The sequence below is a fragment of the Falsiphaeobacter marinintestinus genome, from assembly GCF_007923355.1.
GTDB classification, from domain to species: Bacteria; Pseudomonadota; Alphaproteobacteria; order Rhodobacterales; family Rhodobacteraceae; genus Phaeobacter_A; species Phaeobacter_A marinintestinus.
The window spans coordinates 115,955-139,838 of the sequence record NZ_VOGO01000008.1 but is presented as its reverse complement, the minus strand read 5'-3'; the positions used below and the strand labels follow the sequence as shown (position 1 = coordinate 139,838).

The 23,884-nt window shown below is 61.9% G+C and carries 18 protein-coding genes; 12 read left to right on the top strand and 6 right to left on the bottom strand.

From position 1 onward, the window contains the following. Positions 1-121 precede the first annotated feature (121 nt). Positions 122-439: a DMT family transporter gene (locus FOY56_RS17235; protein ID WP_146347116.1), complete on the top strand. Its 318-nt coding sequence runs from the start codon at positions 122-124 to the stop codon at positions 437-439. Between the two features lie 17 nt (positions 440-456). Further along, complete coding sequence (locus FOY56_RS17230) at positions 457-1,080, top strand: cysteine hydrolase family protein (protein ID WP_146347115.1); 624 nt, start codon at positions 457-459, stop codon at positions 1,078-1,080. Positions 1,081-1,227: 147 nt separating this feature from the next. Here the strand turns inward: FOY56_RS17230 and pbpC are convergent, their stop codons facing one another. Both pbpC and FOY56_RS17220 read right to left on the bottom strand, forming a co-directional pair. Next, positions 1,228-3,261: a penicillin-binding protein 1C gene (pbpC, locus tag FOY56_RS17225; protein ID WP_146347114.1), complete on the bottom strand. Its 2,034-nt coding sequence runs from the start codon at positions 3,259-3,261 to the stop codon at positions 1,228-1,230. 93 nt (positions 3,262-3,354) lie between these two features. Continuing rightward, positions 3,355-8,796 carry an alpha-2-macroglobulin family protein gene (locus FOY56_RS17220; RefSeq protein WP_186766371.1) on the bottom strand — a complete coding sequence of 1,814 codons (5,442 nt, stop codon included), beginning with the start codon at positions 8,794-8,796 and terminating at the stop codon, positions 3,355-3,357. A gap of 127 nt (positions 8,797-8,923) precedes the next feature. Here FOY56_RS17220 and FOY56_RS17215 point away from each other — a divergent pair, with 127 nt between their 5' ends. Next, on the top strand, positions 8,924-11,143 hold the full coding sequence (locus FOY56_RS17215) for a response regulator (protein WP_146347113.1): 2,220 nt from the start codon (positions 8,924-8,926) through the stop codon (positions 11,141-11,143). Position 11,144: 1 nt separating this feature from the next. Here FOY56_RS17215 and yaaA read toward each other — a convergent pair whose 3' ends face one another. From yaaA to FOY56_RS17200, 3 genes are all read right to left on the bottom strand, one after another. Next, complete coding sequence (yaaA, locus tag FOY56_RS17210; protein WP_146347112.1) at positions 11,145-11,918, bottom strand: peroxide stress protein YaaA; 774 nt, start codon at positions 11,916-11,918, stop codon at positions 11,145-11,147. A gap of 30 nt (positions 11,919-11,948) precedes the next feature. After that, positions 11,949-13,988: a DNA helicase RecQ gene (gene recQ, locus FOY56_RS17205; RefSeq protein ID WP_146347111.1), complete on the bottom strand. Its 2,040-nt coding sequence runs from the start codon at positions 13,986-13,988 to the stop codon at positions 11,949-11,951. Between the two features lie 88 nt (positions 13,989-14,076). Next, positions 14,077-14,364, bottom strand: a complete 288-nt coding sequence (locus FOY56_RS17200) for a YggT family protein (RefSeq protein WP_146347110.1) — start codon at positions 14,362-14,364, stop codon at positions 14,077-14,079. A 197-nt stretch (positions 14,365-14,561) separates the two neighbouring features. On the opposite strand from FOY56_RS17200, the gene FOY56_RS17195 reads away from it, so the two are divergent. From FOY56_RS17195 to idi, 9 genes are all read left to right on the top strand, one after another. Then, complete coding sequence (locus FOY56_RS17195) at positions 14,562-15,926, top strand: MFS transporter (protein ID WP_146347109.1); 1,365 nt, start codon at positions 14,562-14,564, stop codon at positions 15,924-15,926. Further along, a complete protein-coding gene (mepA, locus tag FOY56_RS17190; protein ID WP_146347108.1) occupies positions 15,926-16,804 on the top strand; it encodes a penicillin-insensitive murein endopeptidase in 879 nt (292 codons plus the stop codon). Before FOY56_RS17195 ends, mepA begins: the two co-directional genes overlap by 1 nt. After that, positions 16,777-17,658, top strand: a complete 882-nt coding sequence (locus tag FOY56_RS17185; RefSeq protein WP_146347107.1) for an esterase-like activity of phytase family protein — start codon at positions 16,777-16,779, stop codon at positions 17,656-17,658. The genes mepA and FOY56_RS17185 overlap by 28 nt, the downstream gene beginning before the upstream one ends. An 88-nt stretch (positions 17,659-17,746) precedes the next feature. Next, a complete protein-coding gene (locus FOY56_RS17180) occupies positions 17,747-18,376 on the top strand; it encodes a queuosine precursor transporter (RefSeq protein WP_146347106.1) in 630 nt (209 codons plus the stop codon). A gap of 269 nt (positions 18,377-18,645) precedes the next feature. Beyond that, positions 18,646-19,071 (top strand): alternative ribosome rescue aminoacyl-tRNA hydrolase ArfB, encoded by a 426-nt coding sequence (arfB, locus tag FOY56_RS17175; RefSeq protein ID WP_146347105.1) that lies wholly within the window; start codon positions 18,646-18,648, stop codon positions 19,069-19,071. 49 nt (positions 19,072-19,120) lie between these two features. Further along, on the top strand, positions 19,121-19,867 hold the full coding sequence (locus FOY56_RS17170; RefSeq protein ID WP_146347104.1) for an SDR family oxidoreductase: 747 nt from the start codon (positions 19,121-19,123) through the stop codon (positions 19,865-19,867). A gap of 191 nt (positions 19,868-20,058) precedes the next feature. Further along, positions 20,059-21,084, top strand: coding sequence for a P1 family peptidase (locus tag FOY56_RS17165; RefSeq protein ID WP_146347103.1), 1,026 nt, complete (start codon positions 20,059-20,061; stop codon positions 21,082-21,084). A 100-nt stretch (positions 21,085-21,184) separates the two neighbouring features. Continuing rightward, on the top strand, positions 21,185-21,601 hold the full coding sequence (locus tag FOY56_RS17160) for a c-type cytochrome (RefSeq protein ID WP_146347102.1): 417 nt from the start codon (positions 21,185-21,187) through the stop codon (positions 21,599-21,601). A 231-nt stretch (positions 21,602-21,832) separates the two neighbouring features. Then, positions 21,833-22,375 (top strand): isopentenyl-diphosphate Delta-isomerase, encoded by a 543-nt coding sequence (gene idi / locus FOY56_RS17155; RefSeq protein ID WP_146347101.1) that lies wholly within the window; start codon positions 21,833-21,835, stop codon positions 22,373-22,375. Here idi and glpK read toward each other — a convergent pair whose 3' ends face one another. Continuing rightward, the gene (glpK, locus tag FOY56_RS17150; protein WP_146347100.1) at positions 22,376-23,860 is read right to left on the bottom strand and encodes a glycerol kinase GlpK; all 1,485 of its coding nucleotides are present in this window, start codon (positions 23,858-23,860) and stop codon (positions 22,376-22,378) included. It lies immediately after the preceding gene. Between the last annotated feature and the right edge of the window lie 24 nt (positions 23,861-23,884).

Below are 23,884 nucleotides of genomic sequence, written 5' to 3'. Positions count from 1 at the left end.
TCAAGCGCGCCGGAATTGACAGCTTAAACGCGCGATTGTATCAGAACGGTGATCCGCCCGCCGGGACGACCCGGCCCTGACCCGGGCTTTGTCAGGACGACCTGCACTGCAAGAGGTCGAAATGGCGTGGATACTACTTGTAACTGCTGGCGCTTTGGAAGTCGTTTGGGCGACGGGTTTGAAAAAGCTGGGCGTAGGGTTCTCATGGACACTTGGCGCCTTGACGTTACTGGCCATGATCGCAAGCCTCGTGGCGCTTTATGCCGCGATGACGCGGCTGCCACTGGGCATCGCTTATCCGATCTGGACGGGCATCGGCTCGGTCGGGTCGGTGGCCGTGGGCGTTATGGCTTTTAATCAAACCCTCGGCATATCGGGCATTCTGGGCTTGGCTCTTCTGGTCACCGGAATGTTCTTGCTGGGCGCTGACGCACATTAGGAAAAGGGACACAAAAGATGACAAGCAAAACCAAACAGGCCCGCAACCTGATCGAGGGCAAACCCGCCCTGATCGTCATCGACATCCAGAAAAGCACCTTTATCGACGACAGCGAGGTGCGCTCGATCGACAATATGCCCGGCTACAAAGACCGTATGATCGCGGCGCGTGATCTTGTCGATGCCGCGCATGACAGCGGCGTGCCGGTGATCTTCATTCAGGAAGTTCACAGACCGGACCTGATCGACTTTGGTCGAGAGCTTGATGGGGATGAGGATGTGCATTGCCTTGAAGGTGACCCGCGGACAGACGTCGCAACGGACGAAATGGGATTTCGCGAGGGCGATTACATCGTACCCAAGCGGCGTTATTCGGCGTTCTTCGGGACGGATTTCGAGATTCTGCTGCGGGGCTTGAAGGTCGATACGTTGATCCTGTGTGGCGGCCTTACGGATGTGTGCGTGCATTACACCTTTGTGGATGGGCACCAATCGGACTATTTCTGCCGTGTGGTCGAGGATTGTGTCGGTGGGTCTTCTGTCGAAGCTCATGAGGCTTCGTTGAAAGCGATGGAATATTTGCAGACCGGCGCGGTTCAGTCCCGATCAACCGTGATCGAGGCCCTATTGAAGTCGGGGTGATGGGTTTCGCGCGTACCGCCCGGTGATGAGCCATTTGACCCCGAAAGCGGTCCTTCGCTGAGGTTTTCGCCAATAACGGCGCTTGGAGCGGTTTTCTATGCTGGGCCAGTTCTGCGACGTGCAGGTCAACGGTGCTGCCAGTCCGCTCTAATCGTTCAAATGCACGGTGACCCGGTCGCTTTGACCGGCGCGATCGACGATGACCAGTGTTGAAAACCCGGCGCCCGGGGTTGGGATATCGATCTCGCGGCTGTGCAGGTTGGTGGCGACGGGGGCCCCATTGGCCAGCACCGTGAACGGGGCCTGCCCGCCGCGCAACTTGATCACCAGGGCTGATCCGGTTGCGGCCAGTCGGGCTCCATCCGGTGGGAAGGTCACTTGCGGTGCGTTTTCTGTCTGAGCGGTGCCGCCGCGCGGACGATGGCGTTGCAGGGGCTGCGGCAGGTCTGCGGCGGCTGTGATCAGGGTGTGGGGTGGCGGTGGCGGCAGAGGATCAAAGGCTGATTTCAGCAGACCAAAGGCGTCGAACAGGATTGGCGCGGCGAGGTCGCCTCCAAATGCGCCGGGCACCGGGGTGCCGTCGGCCCGGCCCATCCAGACCCCGATCACATGCCGCCCGTCCCAGCCAATCGCCCAGGCGTCGCGATGGCCATAGGACGTGCCGGTCTTATAGGCCACAGCGCGGGCAGGGGCGCCGGTCGGCGGGGCGAGGCCGCGCAGGATGTCACCGATATGCCAGGCGGCCACATCAGACACGATGCGTTTGCTGGCCTGTTTCGAACCGGAGCTGTGCAGGGCCGGCCCCTGCCCGCCTTGAGCCAGACCGGCGTACAGCTGGACCAGATCGTGCAGGCTGACGCCGACACCGCCCAGCGCGATGGCAAGGCCGGGTTTGCCGCCGGGCAGTTTTGCGTCGACGCCTGCCCGACCCATCGCGGCCATGACACGGGCCGGGCCAAGGTCATCGGTCAGCTTGACCACCGGGATGTTCAGGGACAGTTGCAGCGCCTCGCGCACGCGGACGTCGCCGCGAAACTGGCCGTCAAAATTGCGCGGGCTGTAGCGACCGAACAGGACCGGGCCGTCATGGATCAGGGTTTCGGGATGCGCGAGGCCCTGATCGAAGGCCAGCGCATAGACCAGCGGTTTCAGCGTCGATCCGGGCGAGCGGATCGCGCGGGTCATGTCGACAAAACCCTGCCGGTTGTCGGCGTCCGAATACGCGGGAGAGCCGACCGAGGCGAGGATCTCACCTGTGTGGTGATCCGCTATGATCACGGCGGCAGAGGTCCGGTCGCCAGCGGTGCGGGCAGCGGTGGCGATCAGGGTTTCCATGCTGGCCTGAAGGGTGGCCTCCAGCGTCAGATCATGGCGCGGCAGATGCGGAACGGTCTGGCGCGTGGCGTCGGTCAGGTGCGGGGCGAGCCGGGGGAAAGGCCGCATGGTCCGGGGTGTTTTGACCGTGAGGGCAACGCGCATCGCCTCGCCCTTCAGCACATCTTGCGCAGCCATGCGGACCAGCACCCGGTCACGTGCCGCGCGGGCGGTGTCGGGGTGGCGGTCAGGACGGCGGGTTTCGGGCGATTGTGGCAGGGCAACCAGCAGCGCAGCCTCGGACGGGGTCAGACGCGTGGGCTCTTTGCCGAACCACGCAAGGGTCGCGGCCCGGACGCCTTCCAGGTTACCGCCATAGGGGGCGTGGGTCAGGTAAAGGCGCAGGATTTCGGGCTTGGTCAGGCGGCGTTCCAGCGCGAGGGCCACGCGCATCTGGCGCAGCTTGCCGGACCATTTGCCGGTGGAGCCGTCTTCGAGCAGGCGCGCGACCTGCATCGTCAGGGTAGACCCGCCCGACACGGTGTGGCCATTGACCAGCGCTTGCAGGGCGGCGCGGGTCAGGGCAATCGGGTCGACGCCATGATGGGTTGCGAACCGTTTGTCTTCATAGCGCAGCAGCATTTGGATGAACTGCGGATCGATCTGATCGGGGTGGACCGGCAGCCGCCAGATCCCGTCAGCGACCGGATAGACCCGCAGCAGATCGCCATTGCGGTCGCGCATTTCAACCGAGGTTTCGTGCAGGGTAACAGGCAGTTGGGTTGCGTCGATCCAGCGGTCTGCAGCATCGCGTCCGATGGCGGCCAGCCAGAGCAGAGTCGCAAAGGTGAGAAGCGCCCTAGCCATCGTTTACCGGTCCTTCCCACAGGTCGCCGTATCGGGTGACCAGGCCGCTATAATCCAGTCGCCGCCAATGTGCCGTCGCGATCAGGTTTTCGGTCACTGGGCGATGTCCATGCGCCCCGTGCTGGTGCGGGCGCGATAGGCCGGGCGGTACATGTCTTCGACCGAGGCCGCCGGGTGGTGGAACGAGCCCGGCGTTACCGCGCGCACGACATAGGCCAATGTCACCGTGTCCGGCTGGACCATGTCGATGGCCGACAGGAAGCGGTCGGATCGGAACTCGGAATGTGCAGCGGGAGACAGCTCAAGCCAATCCAGCGCGCGCACGTCGCCGGATTGCATCAGGCTGGGATTGTCGATCTCGAACCCTGCGGGAAGCGGATCGTCGACCATCAGGCGGCCACCAAATGCTTCGTATGCATCGACTGTGATCACGGACACAAACCGGTCGCCGACGCGAACATTGGACGGATCGAGTGCTTCGCCTTCCATCGTGAAATACAGACGGCGGATGCCATAGCCGGTGCCGCCCGCCGGTGGGGCCACCTGCGGCACGCCGATGGTGGTCAGCGTGATATCCGTCGCCTTGCCCTGGGCTGCGGTGATTGTCAGCGGTTTGGCCGTGGCGTCGTCTTCCAGGATTTGCACGAAAGGTCCGGTAACAGGCGCGCCATCGACACGCAGGCCGGATTGTTCGGGCGATTTGATCAGGGCGTGGGCGGCGAGAAGCGTCCAGGCCGCTTCTTGCGTTGACATGGTCGCGGTGGCGCGGGTGATCTGACTGGTCAGGACAGCAGGTTGGATCGCGGCGCTTCCAGCCTCGGTTCCCAGCGCCAGAACGGCGGCGGTGTCACGCAGATTGGTGCCATAGTCGGCGCGCCATTCGGGGACTTCGCTGCCTTCGCCTCCGATCATGCGCGCAGCGCGGGCGAACATCGCATCAGCGCGGAGTTGGTCGCCGTAGGCCGCCAGTGCCGCGCCCAGTTGAGCCGCCGCGATGGGCGTCGCAAAGGCGTCGCCTTTGACATCCGCATAGTAACGCAGATCACCCATGGCGGCGGCCCCTTCGCGGGCCAGAACCATCAGCGCATAGGCGATATCGCCGCCGCCATAGTCAAAGTCGGGGGCATAGTTGATCCGGTTGCGCAGGTTATCCAGCGCCTGATCAAAAGCGCGGTCGGGCACGCTGTGCCCCTGTGCGCGGGCACGGCCAAGGAAGTCCGTGACATAGGCATCAAGCCAGAAATCACCGGATTCGGCGCGCCAAAGACCGAAGGCGCCGTTTGTGGCCTGCCGGGTCAGGATGCGCTGGATGGCGGCGTCGATGCGGTCGTTGACCTCGGGCCCGTTGCCCAGTCCGGTCGCTTGCGCCACGGAAGACAGGTAAAGCAGCGGCAGCGCCTTGGATGTTACCTGTTCGGTGCAGCCATAGGGAAAGCGGTTGAGCGATGCCAGCAAGCCCGGCGCGTCAAATTTCGCGAGCGGCCCTGCCGACAGCACTGCCTTGGCCGTTCCGGGTCTGAGACCTGCAAACACATCCGCGCTGAAGGTGAACGCATCGCCCGATCCAAGCGCAAAGCGACGGGTCTGAGCGACCACAGGGTCATTGGCGCGGACAGGCAAGGTCAGGGTCTGTCGCAGGGTTTTGCCATCCGGGGTGGTCAGGATGACGTCAAAACCGGGATCGCCGACTGCATACGCTGTGACGGGGATGGTAAAGCTCGCCTTGGCGCCCTCGGTCAGGGTGAAGGTGCCGGGTGCAGCGCCAAGAGACAGGCCCGCGCCGGACGGGAGCAGCGCCAGTTGCATGTCTCCGGTCGGGCCATCGGCGTGGACCGCTTCGATCAGGATGCGGGCCTGATCGCCCGGCGCAAGGAAACGTGGGACAGTCGCGGTGACCACAACCGGATCGCGCACCAGCATGTCTGTGGTGGCTTGTCCGACTGCCGTGTTCGACCATGCCACGGCCATGAGACGTACGTTGCCGTTGAAGGCAGGCAGGTCAAGGTTGACGAAGGCCGCGCCATCGGGGCCAAGTTCGACCATACCGCTAAACTGCGCCATCAGCTTTTGCGTCGGCGGCGGGGATTGCAGGCGGCCCCCTGCCCCGGCGTCGCCGCCAGAGCGGACAGTGCCCATCGCGCCGTTCATGCCATCAATCAGGCGGCCATAGACATCGCGCAATTCAACGCCAAGGCGGCGCTGGCCAAAATAATACCCCTGCGGATCAGGGGGCTGGAACGCGGTGAGGTTCAGGATGCCTTCATCGATAGCAGCAAGGGTCAGCCAGACCTGATCGCCCTGGGTCGCGCCATCGACCTTGACCCCCACACGCTGAGTTTGGCGGGGGCGGGCGACGTCGGGCGCATCGATGGTCACGCTCAGACGTTTGCCAACCGGTTCGACAGCCGCATAGGCCAGCCCCAGCGCGCGGGACGGGTTTTGACCGGCGGCCACGTCCATCGGTCGGATCACGGTGGCGGTGACATAGGCGCCTGCGCCCCAGTCTTTCGTGACTTGCAGCGGGATGGTGGTTTCGCCTTGGGTTACTTCGACGGCCTGACGCGCGATGATGCGGTCAGACATGACGGTGATCAGCGCGGTGCCGGCCATGCGCGGCACGATCCTGAGTTGCGCGGTGTCGCCGGGGGCATAGCCGTCGCGGTCCAGCGACAGCTCAAGCCGGTCAGGGGTCGAGGTCGCGTCAGCGGACACGTACCAGCCTGCGTAGAAATCGGCTGAGGCGGCTGCATAGGGGCCGTCGACGCGTTCGACGACCAGTTCGTATTCGCCCCAGTCGACGGGGGATGAGACGCGGACCGGGTCGCTGCCAAGGGCCGCTTCGCCGGTGGCGATGCGGGAGCGTCGTGTAATCGGTTCCCAATTCCAGTCGCCGTAAAGCTGGTACCACTGGTAGCGGGTTTCGACGCGGTTCAGAGTCCAACGGACGCGCATGGGCGCAGGCTGCAGGTCAGGCGACAGGGCGATCAGCTGGAACCCGGCGTCGCTGCCTTCGGCCACGACATCGTCAAACAGCGGTTTGATCCCAATCACCGGGCCTGCGGGCTGAACCGATTTGGTCAGGCGGCGTTCGACCGGGCGGGCGGACCCGTCGGCAAGGCGGGCAATCACCGTGGCCTGCATCGGCTGGCCCTCGCTTTCGGGGCGCGGCAGTTCGATGGGGACGACGGCCTTGCCAAGCGCGTCTGTGGTCTTACCACCGAAGTAACTTGAGACGGTGCGCTGTTCGGCATCGTGACGACCAAAACGATAGCCCGGCCAAGCGGCGATAGAGTCGCTGGCGCGCAGGCGCACCTGACCGTCGATGGTCAGGTCTGCGCCGGGGGCACCAAAAAGATATCGAGCATCGATGCTCAGCGGCGGGCTGTCACCAGGGCGCAGCGGCGCATCTGGCAAAGCAAGGTCGAAATCGATACGTTCAGGCAGGAAATCCTCGACCAGCAGGGTTTCAGTGGCAAGTGCCGGGGATTTCGGATCGGAATGGATCGCCAGTTTCCAACTGCCGCGCGGGGCCGAGGTGCCGACCGGCAGGGCAAAGACATGCCCGCCAGCGCGGCCACCGTCGGAAATCAGGCGGCGGTATTCAACGCCGTCAGGGCGGGTCAGGATGGCGATCAGCGGCAGGCCTTGGATGGCATCGGCTTGCCCGTTTCGCGCCAAAGCGGTGGCAAAGATCGTCTCGCCTGCGCGGTACGCGCCTCGGTCAGTAGTTAGGAACACATCGACTGGCCCGGCCGGAGCGCGGCCTTCGACACCCCGATCAGAGAGGTCAAACGCCGGATCGGTGAGCGAAAGGAACGCCAGATCGGTCTCGCCCTGTTCGGCGATCACCATGGCCGGGGACGCGCCGCCAGTGCCGCGCGTTAGGCCGGGGTCGAATTGGGCATATCCCCGCGCGTCGGTTTCGGACGTTCCCAGAACCGCATTGGCGCGTGAGATCAGCGAGACAGAGATGCCAGCCTTGGGCTGGGCGTCGGACAGGCTGCGCACGGTGACATGCAGGCCGTCATTGCCCGACATGGTGGACAGGCCAAGATCGGACAGCACGAACCATTGCGTCGCGCTGGGATTGTCCCACGGATCGGCCCCCGGAACGCGGGCGCGCAACGCATAGATCCCGGCGGGCAGCGCGGCAATCGCCTCGCCCATCGGCAGGCGGGTGGTCATTTCACGATTCAGGACGGTCTGAACCTGCGCGGTGCCGGACCAGATATCTTCGGCGACATCGCTGGCAAAACCTTCGTCTTCCCATTTTGACAGGGGGCGTCCGAAATAGCCGTCCTGCATGGCGCGCAGCAGGTTGCGGTCACTAACCCGGCGCAGGGTCAGATCAAGGTCGGTGACATTAACGGTTTCGACCGGCAACGCCGCGTCGGCGGCCTTCGGCAGGACATAGGCCCGGCCCGGAAAGCGAACCGCAGGCGTGCGGTCGCGGACATAATGGGTAAGGTCGACATCTTTATGAAGCAACTCTCCACTTGCGGCAGGCAGGCCCCGGCGGAGCGTCACACGATAGCGTTTGCCATGTTCGACCCCATCGATGCACAGCTGGTCGCCGTCAGCCTGCACAACCAGCGAGGCATCGGGCAGGCGCACGAAAGGTTCATAATCGACCCCCGCCTTGACCAGCGGTTCGGAAAACTGCGCGCAGATGCGCGGCGCGGCGGCGTCGCTTTCGACGGTGCTGTCCGTGATGCGGAACCCGTATTTGGCAATCGCTTTGTCCAATGCCGCTTCGATATCGGCGCGCGGCTGGATGTCGTTGGCCAGCCGCAAAGCCGGGATCATCTGCCGCCCGCGCCCGGATTTCTCAAGCGCGGTGGCCAGCACGGTCAGCGCACGGGCTTGCGCGCTGGCGCTTTCGCCATGTAGATAAGCGTTGATTGCCGCCGACACGGCACGATTGCGATAGTCGCGGCGCTGGGAATTGTTTCCGGACTCGATGGCCAACAAAAGATCGCTGTATTCGGCCCAATAGACCGACAAATCGGTCAGCGACACGGCAGCGCCCATCCAGCGCATCGCTTGAAGCGGATCACCGGCGGCGGCGCGGGACCGGGCCGCGTCCAGCAACGCTTCGACATCCAGACCGCCTGCGCGGTGGATCAGACCAAGGTTCTGCGCCTGGGTCCGTGCCGCCGTGCGGTCAGCGTTGGTGAGAAAGTCCAGGGATTTGACCAGCATCTCGGCGCGCAAACGAACCGCGGCCAGCGTCGGCAGTTTTTCGGCGGACACCGCGCCGACATAAGGTGTGCGGTCCGTGACGGCGGATTTCGGGAAGCAGGCATTGGAGCGGGCATTGAAGGTAAAACCGGCGCACGCCGTTTGTGTACTGCAGGCCCGAACGCAAGATGGCAGGTCGGTATCGAACAATGCGTCCAGGTCAGATCCGTAGAAATCCATGTCCTGGGTGACGATAAAGCGGAAATCCGGTGCTGCGCCCTGCGCCGATGCCATTGATATCAGGCCCGAAACCGCAATTGCCCCTGCCAAGATCACCTGTACCAGCTTGCGCATATTACCCTCCATGGTTGCCGCTAGGGTCGCATGGCGCTGGCCTTGTTTGCAACGATTCCCCGTTCGCACTTTTTCAACGGTTTTGGCCCAGTCTGTGACCCAGACCCCCGCAAGCGGAGCCGCAGGGATGAGCCTGGCCCAGAAACTCTCGGAAGAACGTCGCGCGCGTCTGGCCGCTGAACGTCTGCTTGAACTCAAGCAGGCCGAACTGACGTCGGCAAACCGCAAACTGGGCCATCACGCGATGGCGCTGACCCGCCGGATTGGGGAAACCCAGGCCGAGGTCGAAACGGTTCGCTTCGAAAACGAACGGGTCAAATCGGATCTGAGCGAGGCCAACCAGAAGATCGAAATCGCTGAACGGCGGTTGTGGTATTCGATCCAGACAATTCAGGACGGGTTCGCGTTTTTCAACAGCGACAACACCTTGATCGGCGCAAACACAGCTTATCTGAACGTGTTCGACGGGCTTGAGGAAGTCGAACCGGGGGTCTGTTACACCCGCATTCTGCAGATTTTGACGGATGAGGGTCTGGTCAATACCGGGTCCATGCGCGCCCGGGACTGGCGGCATATGATGACGCAGCGCTGGTTCAAAGCCGCCCCGCCGCCAGTGGTGCTTCAGCTTTGGAACAACCAGTACATCAAGCTGATCGACCACCGCGCCGCAGATGGCGATGTGGTAAGCTTGGCCCTGAACATCACCTCATCCGTGCGCTATGAGGCCGAGCTTAAGGCGGCGCGCGCCCGGGCCGAGGCCGCCAACCGCGCCAAATCGGCCTTCCTTGCCAACATGAGCCACGAAATTCGAACGCCGATGAACGGCGTGGTCGGCATGGCCGAACTGATGAGCGATACCGAGTTGAGCGAGGAACAGCGCCTGTACGCCGACACCATCAAGAATTCCGGCGAGGCGCTGCTGGTGATCATCAATGACGTTCTGGATTATTCCAAGATCGAGGCTGACAAACTGGTGCTGCACCCGGAGCCATTCGATCTGGAACGCTGCATCCACGAAGTTGTCATGCTGCTGCAACCGACGCTGCGCGACAAGGGACTCGATCTGCTGGTGGATTATGATCTGTTCCTGCCGACGCGGTTCATTGGCGATCCGGGTCGAATCCGCCAGATTTTGACCAATCTTGTCGGCAACGCGGTGAAATTCACCAATTCTGGCCATGTATTGATCCGCATCACCGGCGTGCCGGGCGCAGACGAGGCGCGAACGGCGATTCATATCGCGATTGAAGACACCGGAATCGGCATCCCGCGCAAAAAGATCGATCACATTTTCGGAGAGTTCAATCAGGTCGAAGACGACCGGAACCGCCAGTTCGAAGGCACCGGGCTGGGTCTGGCGATCTCGCGGCGATTGGTCGAACTGATGAAGGGGTCGGTCTGGGTCGAAAGCGAAGAAGGCGTTGGGTCGTGTTTTGGGTTCAGGTTGGCGCTGCCCAAGGCGGATGGCGCGCAACCGATGCCGCCGCATCTGCCCGAAGGTCTGAACCATGTTCTTGTGGTCGATGATTTGTTGGTGAATCGCGATGTCCTGGAACGGCAACTGAAGCAACTGGGAGTGCAAGTCACCTGCTGCGCCTCGGGACCCGAAGCGCTGGCCGCGATGACGGAAGATATCGACATTGTCCTGAGCGATCACAACATGCCGGGTATGGATGGACTGGAGCTGGCCGTCAAACTGCGTGAAGCGGGCTGGGTCGATACGCCGATCCTGCTGCTAAGTTCGAACCCGGCGTTTACCCAGAACGACCCCGCCGTCCGGATTGTGCAGGGCGTTCTGCAAAAACCGATCTCGCGGGCGGACCTGTTTGGCAAATTGGCCGACTTCGGGGCGCTGACGTCGGCCGCGTCGGTGTATGATCCGGACGATATCTCGACTTCGGTGGCCGCCAAGGACCCGATGATGCCTGCAGGCGCGGGACGCAGGATGCGCATTCTGGCGGCCGAGGACAACAAGACCAACCAGTTGGTGTTCAAAAAGATGGTTCAGGATCTGAACATCGATCTGGTCTTTGCCGACAATGGCTTTGCTGCCGTCGACGCGTATCGGGATTTCAAGCCGGATCTGGTGTTCATGGATATTTCCATGCCCAAAATGGATGGCAAAACCGCCACGCGCGAAATCCGGGCGCTGCAATCCGGCATTGGTCGCCATACGCCTGTCATCGCGCTGACCGCGCATGCCATGGCGGGGGACGCCGAAGATATTCTGGCCGCCGGTCTGGACGATTACCTGACCAAACCGTTGCGCAAATCCGTGATCTGCGAGCGGATCCAGCGGTATCATCCAACGGGTGCGGATCCGCTGGATCGCGACGCAGACGCGTGACTTATTGCGCGTCTGCCGGGCGTATGAATACCGGGCGGTCCGGGTCTGACAGGTCGGGCTGATAGACATAGCCGCCGGTATCAAATGTGGTTAGGGCCGCCGCATCGGTCAGCCGGTTCTGAATGATAAACCGGGCCATTGCGCCGCGCGCCTTTTTGGCAAAAAAGCTGACGATCTTGGGGCCACCGGGTTTGTCTTCCATAAACACCGGGGTGACGATGCGCAGCTTCAGGGCCTTGGGATCAACCGCGCCAAAGTATTCCTGACTGGCGCAATTGACCAATGTGTCGGTCCCAAGGTCGCTGCCTTGGGCATTCAACGTTTTTGAGATCTGCGTGCCCCAGTAATCGTAGAGTGATGTGCCGCGACGGGTTTTCAGGCGGCTGCCCATTTCCAGCCGATAGGCCTGAATGGCGTCCAGCGGGCGCAGCACGCCATAAAGCCCGGACAGAATGCGCAGATGATCCTGGGCCCATGCCATTTCATCGCTGTCCAGCGACCCGGCTTCGAGCCCCAGATAGGTGTCACCGGCAAAGGCCAGCGCCGCAGGGCGGGTCACCTCAGGCTCGGGCGCGTCCTGAAAATCGCGATACCGGTCACGGTTCAGCCGGGCCAGATCGGGGCTGATATCCATCAGGTCCTGCAGCTTGCTTAGCGTCAGATTGCGTGCGGTCCGGGCCAACCGGTTGGCATCGGTCAGAAACTCGGGCTCGGTCACCGGGCCGTCATGTTCGGACCAGTCCAGCCGTTTGGCCGGAGAAATCACAACCAGCATGGTCTTTCCCTTTCGATCATTTCACCGGATTTAGCCCGCCGCACGCAGAACGTCCAGAAAGGCGGGGCCAAAGCGTTCAGCGCGGCGTTCGCCCAGCAACCGGGTTAGCCCGGCCTCATCATCGGGGCGCATCTTGGCCACCTTGGCCAGTTGCGACGCAGAACAGCTGAGTGGTTTGTCGATCCCGCCCTCGCCACGCGACAATCCGGCCTGTGCTTCCAGCAGTTGGTCATAGAGTGAGCCAGAGTCGCGCCCGGCCAGTTTTCGGCGCGAGGGATGCATAGCCTCGGACGCGCCGGTGATCACTTCAAGGAACATGGCGCCATATCGCTCAAGCTTTTTGGCACCAACACCGCTGATCCCGGCCATCTGGTCCAGCGTTGCAGGCCGGGTTTCGGCCATTTCGATCAGCGTCTTGTCGGTGAAGATCACGTATGCCGGTACTTTCGCGGCCTCGGCCAAGGCGCGCCGCTTGGCCTTGAGCGCCGACAACAGCGGTGCATCTTCGTCGGATACCAGAGCCTTGACCGCCGGACGGCGCGCGGCTTTGCGGATCGTATCGCGGCGCAGTTGGATGCCGGATTCACCCCGCAGGATCGGCAAGGCCGCTTCGGTCATGCGCAGCGCGCCATGGCGTTCGGGGTCAGGACGCACCAGATCGTGTCCCATCATCTGCCGGAAAATCGCCTGCCACTGGCGTTTGTCATATTCGGTTCCGACGCCATAGGTCGGCAGGCTGGCATGGTTGCGCGCGCGGATCTTGTCGGTGTCGGCCCCGGTCAAGATGTCGATCAGATGGCCCGATCCGAACCATTCTTCGGTGCGCAGCATCGCCGACAGCGCCATGCGCACGGCTGTGGTGCCGTCAAAGCAGTCGACCGGCGTGTCGCAGAGATCGCAATGGCCGCAAGGTGCCGAATCTTCGCCGAAATAGGACAGCAGGGTTTGACGGCGGCAGGTCAATGCCTCGGCCAGGCCGAGAAGCGCGTTCAGGCGCGCATGATCGGCGGAGCGGCGTTCGGGCGGGGCCAGACCTTCGTCGATTTGCGAGCGGCGCAACCGAATGTCATCAGGGCCGAACAGGGTCAGGGTTTCGGCCGGTGCGCCATCGCGCCCGGCGCGGCCGATTTCCTGATAATAGGATTCGATCGATTTTGGCAGGTCCGCGTGGGCAACCCAGCGGATGTCGGGTTTGTCGATACCCATGCCAAAGGCGACAGTGGCGACCACGATCAACCCATCTTCACGGGCAAACCGGGCTTCAACGATGCGCCGGTCTTCGGCGTCCATGCCACCGTGATAGTGGCAGGCACTGTGGCCTTCGTCGCGTAACGCTTTGGCCAGTGCTTCTGTCTTGGCGCGGGTGCCGCAATAAACGATGCCCGAGCGGCCTTTGCGGACCGCGGCAAATTCAAGGATCTGGCGGCGCGGCCCGTCCTTGGTGGCAAAGGCAAGGTGGATGTTGGGCCGGTCGAACCCGCGCAGGAAACTGCGCGGCGGCGCACCGTCGAATAGCTTTTCAACGATTTCTTCGCGGGTTTCAGCGTCTGCGGTCGCGGTAAATGCCGACAACGGCACGTCCAAGGCCCGGCGCAGTTCGCCGATCCGCAGATAATCGGGGCGGAAATCATGACCCCACTGGCTGACGCAGTGGGCCTCGTCCACGGCGATCATGCTGACACCGATCCGCCGCAACATCCCCATTGCCGCCCCCGAGGCAAGACGTTCAGGCGCCATGTACAGCAGTTTCAACTCACCCGCCTCCAGCGAGGTCCAGACTGCTTCGGTTTCTTCTTCGGTATTGCCCGAGGTCAGCGCGCCGGCGCAAACGCCAGCCTCTTGCAGCGCGCGCACCTGATCGCGCATCAAGGCAATCAGAGGCGAGATCACGACGGTTACGCCATCGCGGATCAGCGCAGGAAGTTGGAAACAAAGGGATTTGCCGCCGCCGGTGGGCATGATGGCCAGAACGTTTTCGCCCTGCGCCACTGCATCGACGATTTCGCCCTGTCCGGGCCGGAAATCATCGAATCCAAACACATCCCGCAGGATCTGGTCCGCTTGGGGCATGAACGGGGGCCTCACGTCATCTGTTGGTGCTACTGCTCTTGAGGATGCAGTCTCACATACTCAGAATCCGTGAACAAGGGGCGGCAGGCTACATAAATCCAAATATGGTAGGCAGGATATAGTTCTGTAGCGATATGATGATCAGGAACGCGACCAAGGGGGCCAGATCCAAGCCGCCTGTATCGGGCAGGATGCGCCGGATCGGGGCATAGATCGGTTCAAGGACACGGTTCAGACCGTACCAGATCTGCGCCACGACCTGCTGATGCAGGTTGAGGATCTGGAAATTGATCAGCCAGCTCATGATCACGTGCACGATGACGAAGAAATAGGCCACGCTTAGGATAAGCTGCAGCGGTCCGTAGATTGCCATCATTGTCGTGTCTCTCCGTCTTGTCTGGCAAAGACGTAATGGCTGCTTGCGCAAAGGACAAGTGAAGACGCGCGTGATCCGGGGTGTGGTCACACCGAGATGGTGAAAATTGAACCCAGATCGGCATCATGTCTTTGTCAGACTTGCTTTATTTGTGCACAAACGGTCTTAATCCATTGGAAAGAATGGGGGGGCGGAGAATGAGCACAGTGACACCACGCAAGCGGATTTGGGGCTGGTACTTCTTTGATTGGGCCAGCCAGCCTTACCATACATTGTTGGTGACCTTTATCTTTGGCCCCTATTTCGCCAGCGTCGCCACCGCGCATTTTGCCGGAATGGGCTTAACCGAGGCCGCAGCAGATGCCCGCGCGCAAAGCACATGGGCGCTGGGGCTGACGATCACCGGGTTGATCATTGGGTTTGGCGCGCCGGTCCTTGGCGCAATGGCGGATCTGTCTGGCAAACGTATCCCGTGGATCGGTGTGTTTTCTGCCATGTATGTCGTTGGCGCAGGCGCGCTGTGGTTTGCGCAGCCGGACGGGTCGAACATGTGGTGGATGCTGATGTCGTTTGGCATCGGGTTTATCGGCGCCGAATTTGCCTTGATTTTCGTGAATTCGCAGTTACCGAGTTTGGGCGATGACGAAGAAATCGGCGCCATTTCCGGGTCGGGGTTTGCCTTCGGCTATCTGGGCGGGTTCGTCGCGCTTTTGATCTTTCTGCTGTTCTTTGCCGAACAGGGCAATGGCAAGACCCTGATCGGGCTGGATCCGATCTTTGGTCTGAACGCCACCGAGCGCGAAGGCACTCGGGCCGTGGGGCCGGTTACAGCATTGTGGTTCGCGGTTTTCATGATCCCCTATTTCCTGTGGGTGCGCGACGACGGGAAAACCAATGACCACGCCAGTCTGGGCGACGCGCTGCGCGCGCTTTGGACGCTGGTCAAAGGGTTGGTGAACCGGACCAGCCTGTTCGCCTATCTGGGTTCGTCGATGTTCTATCGCGATGCGCTGAACGGGTTGTACAGTTTTGGCGGCACCTATGCGCTTCTGGTGCTGGACTGGAGCATTACCGAGATCGGCGTTTTCGGGATCGTGGCGCTGATATCGTCGGTGATCTTCAGCTATCTGGGCGGCAAGGCTGACCGGCGGTTCGGCCCGAAACCAGTGATCATTGCAGCGATCTGGGTTCTGATCTTTGTCTGTATCACGCTTGTGTCGATGTCGCGGGATCAGGCGTTTGGCATTCCGCTGGCCGAAGGATCGACCTTGCCGGATACAGTGTTCTTCATCCTTGGTGCGCTGATCGGCGGCATGGGCGGGGTTCTGCAATCCGCAAGCCGGTCGTTGATGGTGCGCCATTCGGACCCGGATGCCCCGACAGAGTATTTCGGACTGTATGGTCTGTCTGGCCGGGCAACGTCGTTTATCGCGCCAATGCTGATCGGGATTGTGACGGCAGTGACCGAAAACGCCCGTCTGGGCCTGTCGCCGGTAATCTTGCTTTTCGTCATCGGTCTTGTTTTGCTAAGCTGGGTGAAAGCGAAAGGCGAAAAACCCTGATGACCTTGTTTCGTATAATTCTGAGTGTTCTGGTTCTGGCCTTTGCGGCGCCGGTTGGCGCGCAAACACCGGCCAAACAACTTTTTGGCGCAAAGGATACTGGCTCTCGGCAAAAACCTGCCGCCTATGGCAGCTATTCCAAGGGCTGCGTGGCCGGGGCCGCAGAGTTGGCCGAAACCGGCCCGACCTGGCAAGCGATGCGCCTGTCGCGCAATCGGAACTGGGGCCATCCGGATCTGGTCGATTATCTTCAGGATCTGAGCAAGTTTGCCGCCAAGCAACCGGGATGGAAGGGGCTGTATATCGGCGACCTCAGCCAGCCGCGTGGCGGGCCGATGTTGTCTGGGCACCGCAGCCACCAGATGGGGCTGGATGCCGATATCTGGATGCTTCCTGCGTCGCGGATCAACCTGTCGCGCAACACGCGCGAAAACATTTCGTCAATCTCGGTTTCGTCCAAGAACGAAGCTTCTGTGAATGGCAACTGGAGCCGCGCACATCACCGCATTCTGCGCGAGGCTGCGAAAGACAAGCGCGTGGCCCGGATATTCGTTTCGCCGGGCATCAAGGTGCAGATGTGCAAAGATGAAACCGGCAACCGCCGCTGGCTGCGCAAAATCCGGTCGTGGCCGTATCACAACTATCATTTCCACGTCCGGCTGGCCTGCCCCAAGGGCGCCAAGGGCTGTACCAATCAGAACCCGCCCCCCAAAGGCGACGGGTGTGCCGAGGCGCAGCAATGGGTGAACAACATCCTGAACCCGCCGCCGCCCAAGCCCAAGGACCCGAATGCGCCCAAGGCCAAGCCGCGTAAGAAGGGCCCCTACGTTCTGGCAGATCTGCCCCAGCAATGCGCTTCGGTCCTGCAGTCGCAGTAATCGCGTTCGCCCTTGTCGCTTGCCGTCTGCCCGCGTCCGAACACCGGGCCGAGTATCTTGGCAGTTACGAGTGGACGGGCGCCGGGGGCTGGTTCGGCGGGTTTTCAGCCATTGAACTTGATCCTGACGGTCTGGGCCTGTTCGCCCTGACCGATCGCGGATTCTTTGCGCGGGCATTGATTGATCGCGAGGCTGGCCTGATCGCTGACATTACAGTCGACGAATGGTGGTGGCTGCGCTCCAGCACCGGCGGGCGGTTGAGCAAGGGCATCACCGATGCCGAAGGGCTGGACATCGAACCGGACGGAACGATGCACATATCCTTCGAAGGGTCGCACCGGGTCGCCACCTATGACACCCCGGATTCTGCAGCGCAGGTCAGGTCGCGCGCCGCAACCTTTGCCGGGATGGGCGCGAACAAATCGCTGGAAGCCCTTGCACAAGACGATCAGGGCCGCCTGTATACCCTGCCCGAAGGCAGCCGCGATGCCCACGGGGGGATCCCGGTCTACAGGTTGGAGAACGACCGGTGGACCGTGCCGTTTTCCTTGCCGTCCAGTCGTGGATTTCAGCCTGTTGGGGCCGATTTCGGCCCGGACGGGCGGTTCTATCTGCTTGAACGGGGCTTCAGCGTGATCGGATTCCGCACGCAACTGCGCCGTTGGAGCTTTGGCGCGGACGGACCGGAAGCTGAAGCAACCCTGATCCGCACCGCTTTTGGCACCCATGACAACCTTGAAGGTCTGTCCATCTGGCGGGATGAGGTCGGCATTCTGAGGGCCACGATGATTTCGGACGACAACTTCAAATCGTTCCAACGGACCGAGATCGTGGAATACGCCCTGCCGGATTGACTTGCGCAATTTGTCGCAACCCGGTAACAGGCCGCCTGCCCGACTGATCGGGACAAGTCTCCGCGACCTTGCCAAAACGGATTACAGTATGACACGCGCTCACCTTCCCGGCATTCTTGCCATGGCCGCCATTGTTGTGGCCTCGAACATCCTGGTTCAGTTTCTGTTTGGAAACTGGCTGACATGGGGGGCGTTCACCTATCCGCTCGCCTTTCTGGTCACCGACCTGATGAACCGGATCTATGGCGCAGGACCTGCCCGCACCGTGGTCTTTGTCGGATTTATCGTCGGTTTGTTCTGCTCGCTTATCGGCACCCAGATCGTCGGCGAATTCGGCCCGCTGGTCACCTTCCGTATCGCCATCGGATCGGGACTGGCATTTCTGACCGCGCAGCTTCTGGATGTCAGCATCTTTTCCGCCCTGCGCGAGGGCCGCTGGTGGCGCGCGCCGCTGGCTTCGACCCTGATCGGGTCGTCTGTGGACACGGTGCTGTTTTTCACAATCGCCTTTTCGGCGCAGCTGATCTGGCTGGAACCCGGCAATGATGTCAGCTGGGCCAACGAAACACTGCCGCTGCTGGGCATGGGCCCGGTCGCCCCGCTTTGGGTGTCGCTGGCGGTTGCCGACTGGATGGTAAAACTGTCGCTGGCACTGATCGCACTGGTGCCATTCCGCCTGATTATCGGTCGAATTGACCCCCGCAATCTGATGGCCTGACGATTTTTCTTTGACAATCGCACAGTCCGTGCCACCATCTTATCGAGTTCAACAGGAAAGATAAGGAGGTGATCCAGTGTCAAGAAAGGTATTGGAGCGAGGTGTCGGAACAGGTCTTGAGGCCGCCCGGTAAGGCAGCCCTTATCGGGACTGGTGCCCGATCGATCTCTGTGAGGTCTCACCGACCCACCTCCGAAAACTTTCGAAAGGGCCGCCCGTTCAGTCGGGCGGCCCTTTTTGAATGGGTCGTTCCGGTATAGAAACGCCCCATGTTGAACGTCACCAACGATATCACCCTGCAGGATTGGGAGCTGTCCGAAAGCTTTATGCGGGCGTCCGGTCCCGGCGGGCAAAACGTCAACAAGGTGTCGTCGGCCGTTGAGTTGCGATTCGAAGCGCAGCGTTCGCCATCCCTGACCCCCGCCGTCAAAACCCGCCTGAAACGGCTTGCCGGGCGCCGCTGGACCAACGAAGGCGCGATCATCCTGCAATGCGACGAAACCCGCTCGCAGGTTCGCAACCGTGAAATTGTACGCGACCGTCTGGTCGATCTGATCCGTCAGGCGCTGGTCGCGCCGAAACGCCGGATCCCCACCAAACCGACCAAGGGCTCACAACGCCGCCGGGTCGATGCCAAAAAACAGCGCGGGGCCGTAAAGACGTTGCGTGGCAAAATCGACAAAGACGCGTTGTGATCCACGCGCCCGCTGATAGTCTTCCGGCAAAACAGTTTGGGAGAATGCTATGCGACTGAAGGGCAAAACCGCCATCGTCACCGGGGGGGCCTCGGGCTTTGGCGCCGGAATGGTTCGCAAATTCATCGCCGAGGGCGCGCGCGTGATGATCGCTGACATCAACGGAAACGCCGCTAATGCGCTTGCGGCCGAGCTGGGTAGCGCTGCTGTCGCGCAAACTGTTGATGTGTCAGATGGCACGTCGGTGCAAGCGATGGCAGACGCCGCCCTGTCGGCCTTTGGGCACCTCGATATCCTTGTGAACAATGCCGGCGTGACCCATATGCCCACCCCATTGGAAGACGTCAGCGAAGATGATTTCGACCGGGTGTTCCGGGTCAACATGAAATCCGTTTACCTCACCGCCCGGGCGCTGGTGCCCCACATGAAGGATCGCAAGCAAGGCGTAATCCTCAACATCGCCTCGACTGCAGGCGTGTCACCGCGCCCCCGACTGAACTGGTACAACGCCTCCAAGGGCTGGATGATCACCGCCACCCGCACCATGGCCGTGGAGCTGGCCCCGGATGGCATCCGTGTGAATGCCCTGAATCCGGTGGCCGGAGAAACGCCGCTTCTGAAATCCTTCATGGGCGAAGACACTCCCGAAATGCGCGCCAAGTTCCTGTCCACGATTCCGCTGGGCCGGTTCTCCCAACCCGAAGACATGGGCAATGCCGCGTGTTTCTTATGCTCGGACGAAGCCGGGATGATCACCGGGGTCGCCATGGAAGTCGACGGCGGCCGCTGCATCTGACGCAAGAATTTGCCCTGACGGGCAATGCCTCCGGCGGGGATATTTGGAGCAAGAGGAAAAAGGGCGCATTTCGGCTTCCTCTTGCCCAAAATATCCCGGGGGAGGCGCGCGTAGCGCGGCGGGGGCAGCGCCCCCAGATTTGAACGGATCGCGTGCGCGGCACGCCAGACATGACAGTGCAGGAACATCTTATGATCCCAGGCCCTCGCAACCTTATCACTGACATTCCCGGTCTCAAGGTCGGCCATTCTGCTGACTCTGAGATCAAAACCGGCAGCACCGTTCTGACCGCTAACCACCCATTCACCGCCTCGGTCCATGTCATGGGCGGTGCACCCGGCACGCGCGAGACTGACCTTCTGGCACCTGACAAATCCGTGGCGGCGATTGATGCGCTGGTCTTGTCTGGCGGGTCTGCCTTTGGGCTGGATGCCTGTTCCGGAGTGATGGATGGACTTCGCGCCGCAGATAGGGGGTTTCGGATCGGCAACGCCGTCATCCCGCTGGTGCCCGGCGCAATCATCTTCGATCTGCTGAACGGCGGCAACAAGGACTGGGCAGACAACCCGTATCGCGCTCTGGGCCGCGCGGCGTATGAGGCGGCCTCGGACACATTCGACATCGGCAGCGCCGGGGCTGGGACTGGTGCGATGACCGCGATGCTGAAAGGCGGTTTGGGCTCGGCCTCTTTCGTGCTGGACGACGGCATCACGGTTGGTGCTTTGGTGGCGGCGAATCCGATGGGCAGCGTCACCACGCCCGGCGAGCAGCATTTCTGGGCGGCTCCGTTTGAGGTGGACGGGGAATTCGGCGGGCTGGGCCCGGACCTCAATGCCGGGTTGGGGCGACAGTTGAACAGCCGCAAACTGGCCCGGATGCTGGAATTGGCGGCACCCTTGCCGGATGAGAGGATGAACACGACCATCGCCATTGTCGCTACGGATGCCGACCTGTCCAAGGCACAATGCCAGCGGCTGGCGATCGCGGCGCATGATGGTATTGGCCGCGCGACCGTACCGGCCCATTCGCCCGGTGACGGCGATCTGGTGTTCAGCGTATCCACCGGGGATCGCAAACTGATGCAGACCGAACGCGATCTGGCCCGGATTGGCCACGCCGCTGCGCTGTGCCTGAGCCGCGCCATCGCGCGCGGCGTGCATGCGGCGACCCCGGCGAGCGGCGATCTGCTGCCCTGCTGGAGCGCTGACAAGGGCTAGGATACGCGACCAAAGGCCCGGTCAAGCGCGGCAATCTGCCAATTGACTCTCGGGCCGTTGCCCTACGTATTGTCCTCAGCGAAAACCGTTGGAGAGAGCCATGAAACGTTTGATAGCTACAGCAGCCCTGGCCATGCTGGCTGTCCCGGCATTTGCCGAGGGCGACGCCGCCAAGGGCGAAAAAGGCTTCAAGAAATGCAAGTCGTGCCACATGATCGTGTCGGATGACGGCGAAACAATCGTCAAGGGCGGCAAGACCGGCCCGAACCTGTTCGGACTTCCCGGACGCGCCGCAGGGACCGCAGATTTCAAATACGGTGCCGATCTGGTTGCCGCAGGCGAAGCCGGTCTGGTCTGGGACGAGGCCAACTTTGTTGCTTATACCACCGACCCCAAGGCTTTTCTGCAAGAGACTCTGGGCAGCACATCGGCCAAGTCGAAAATGTCGTTCAAGCTGAAAAAGGGCGGCGAGGATATCTGGGCCTATCTGGTCAGCGTCAGCCCGGCTGCCGAGTAACTTTGACACCTGATGAATGTCGCAAAGGCCGCGGGTTCGCCGCGGCCTTTCGTATCATTGGTATACCAATCTCTGTTCCTATATTAACTGTATCCCTTCGCCGGGCAGATGTGGGGTCTGCCAAGGGCGGGAGGCTGCAACTTGGTCAGGATATGTACGCGTGCGCCCAATCTATCTTCGTCATGATCGACCGACCCGCTCGTGCTCTGCAGTGATCGGGGGGCGTCTGCCATGAGCCTTATGATCCCGGCCTGGGTTGATGGGCAGCTGTTACCGACCGACAAGATCGAGGCCCATGAAAAGGGTCTGAAGCACAAGGCTGTGTCCGTGTTTGTCGTGCGCGGAACCGAGATCCTGATGCAGCAGCGGGCCATGGGAAAATACCACACGCCCGGCCTGTGGGCGAACACCTGCTGCACCCACCCCGATTGGAACGAACCGCCCAGCACCTGCGCGGTTCGGCGGTTGCGCGAAGAGCTGGGGATCGAGGGGCTGATCCCTGAATACCGCCAGCGGCTGGAATACCGGGCCGATGTTGGCAATGGCATGGTTGAACATGAAGTGGTCGATGTGTTCCTGGCCCAGGCGCGCGGCGCGCTGGCGATTAACCCCAACCCGGACGAGGTTATGGCGATCCGATGGGTTGATTATCACGACCTGCTGGCCGAAATCGCCCGTCACCCCGACCGGTTCACACCATGGCTGAAAATATATCTCAAGAACCACGCGGACACGATTTTCGGCCCCGATCTGATCATGGCATCGAAACGCTGATCAATAGGCCATGGCCGCGTTGACGGCCCGCAACCAGCGGGCATAGGCGGCGTCGCGTTGGTCTTTGGACATTTCGGGTTCGAACCGCCGATCCAGCGCCCAATTGTCAGAAAACCCCTGCATATCGGGATAGATACCGGCCTGCATCCCGGCCAGCCATGCCGCGCCCAGCGCGGTGGTTTCCTGCATCACGGGACGATCCACGGGGGCACCCAGAATGTCGGACAACCCTTGCAGGGCAAGGTCACTGGCGCTCATCCCGCCATCGACGCGCAGGGTCACATCCGCCGCGCCCGTCCAGTCGGCCCGCATCGCTTCCCAGAGGTCGCGTGTCTGGAAGGCGATGCTTTCCAGCGTGGCACGGGCGATTTCGGCGGGTCCGGTGTTGCGGGTCAACCCAAACATGGCCCCCCGGCAATCGGGGTTCCAATAAGGTGCGCCAAGGCCGGTGAAGGCCGGGACCAGCGTGATTTCCTGGCTGAGGTCGGCCTGCAAAGCAAGTTCACCGCTTTGCGCAGCGGTTTCGATCAGGCCCAAACCATCACGCAGCCATTGCACGGCAGCCCCGGCGACGAAGATCGACCCTTCGAGCGCATAGGTGCGCTGGCCGTTCAGCTGATAGGCGATGGTGGTCAGCATCCGGTTTTGCGAGGCCACAGGTGTGTCGCCGGTGTTGAGCAGAGCAAAACACCCCGTGCCATAGGTCGATTTCATCATCCCTGGGTTAAAGCAGGCCTGTCCGATGGTCGCCGCCTGTTGATCGCCCGCGACGCCCAAAATGGGGAGTTCACCGCCGAAAATCTCCGATTTCGTGCGCCCGAAATCGGCGGCGCTGTCATGGACGGTTGGCAGCATCGCCGTGGGCACGTCCAGCAACGCGCAGATCTCGGGGCTCCATTCGCCTGTGTGGATGTCAAACAGCAGCGTGCGGGCGGCGTTGGTGGCATCGGTGGCGTGGACCTTGCCGCCGGTCAGACGCCAGATCAGGAAACTGTCGATGGTCCCGAACAGCAGTTCCCCCTTGGCAGCGCGAGTGCGGGCACCGGGGTTCTGGTCGAGCACCCATTTGACCTTGGTGCCCGAGAAATACGGATCAAGCAGCAGCCCGGTTGTCTGCGTGACCATCTTTGCGTGCCCGGCCTCACGCAGGGTTTCGCACATCGACGCGGTGCGGCGGTCCTGCCAGACAATGGCGTTGTGCAATGGTGCGCCGGTCTCGCGGTCCCAGATCACCGTGGTCTCACGTTGATTGGTGATGCCAATTCCGGCGATGTCACTGGCGGTGACGCCTTGTTGCGCCATCACAGCCTTGCAGACGTCAATCGTGGTCGACCAGATCTCTTCCGGATCGTGTTCGACCCAGCCGGAGTGCGGAAAGATCTGGGTGAATTCCTTTTGGGCGCTGCCCGCGACCTGCATTGCGGCGTCAAACAGGATTGCGCGGCTGGACGTTGTGCCCTGATCGATGGCTAGGATGTATGTCATGACGGCTCCTCCTGTTTTCGGAGG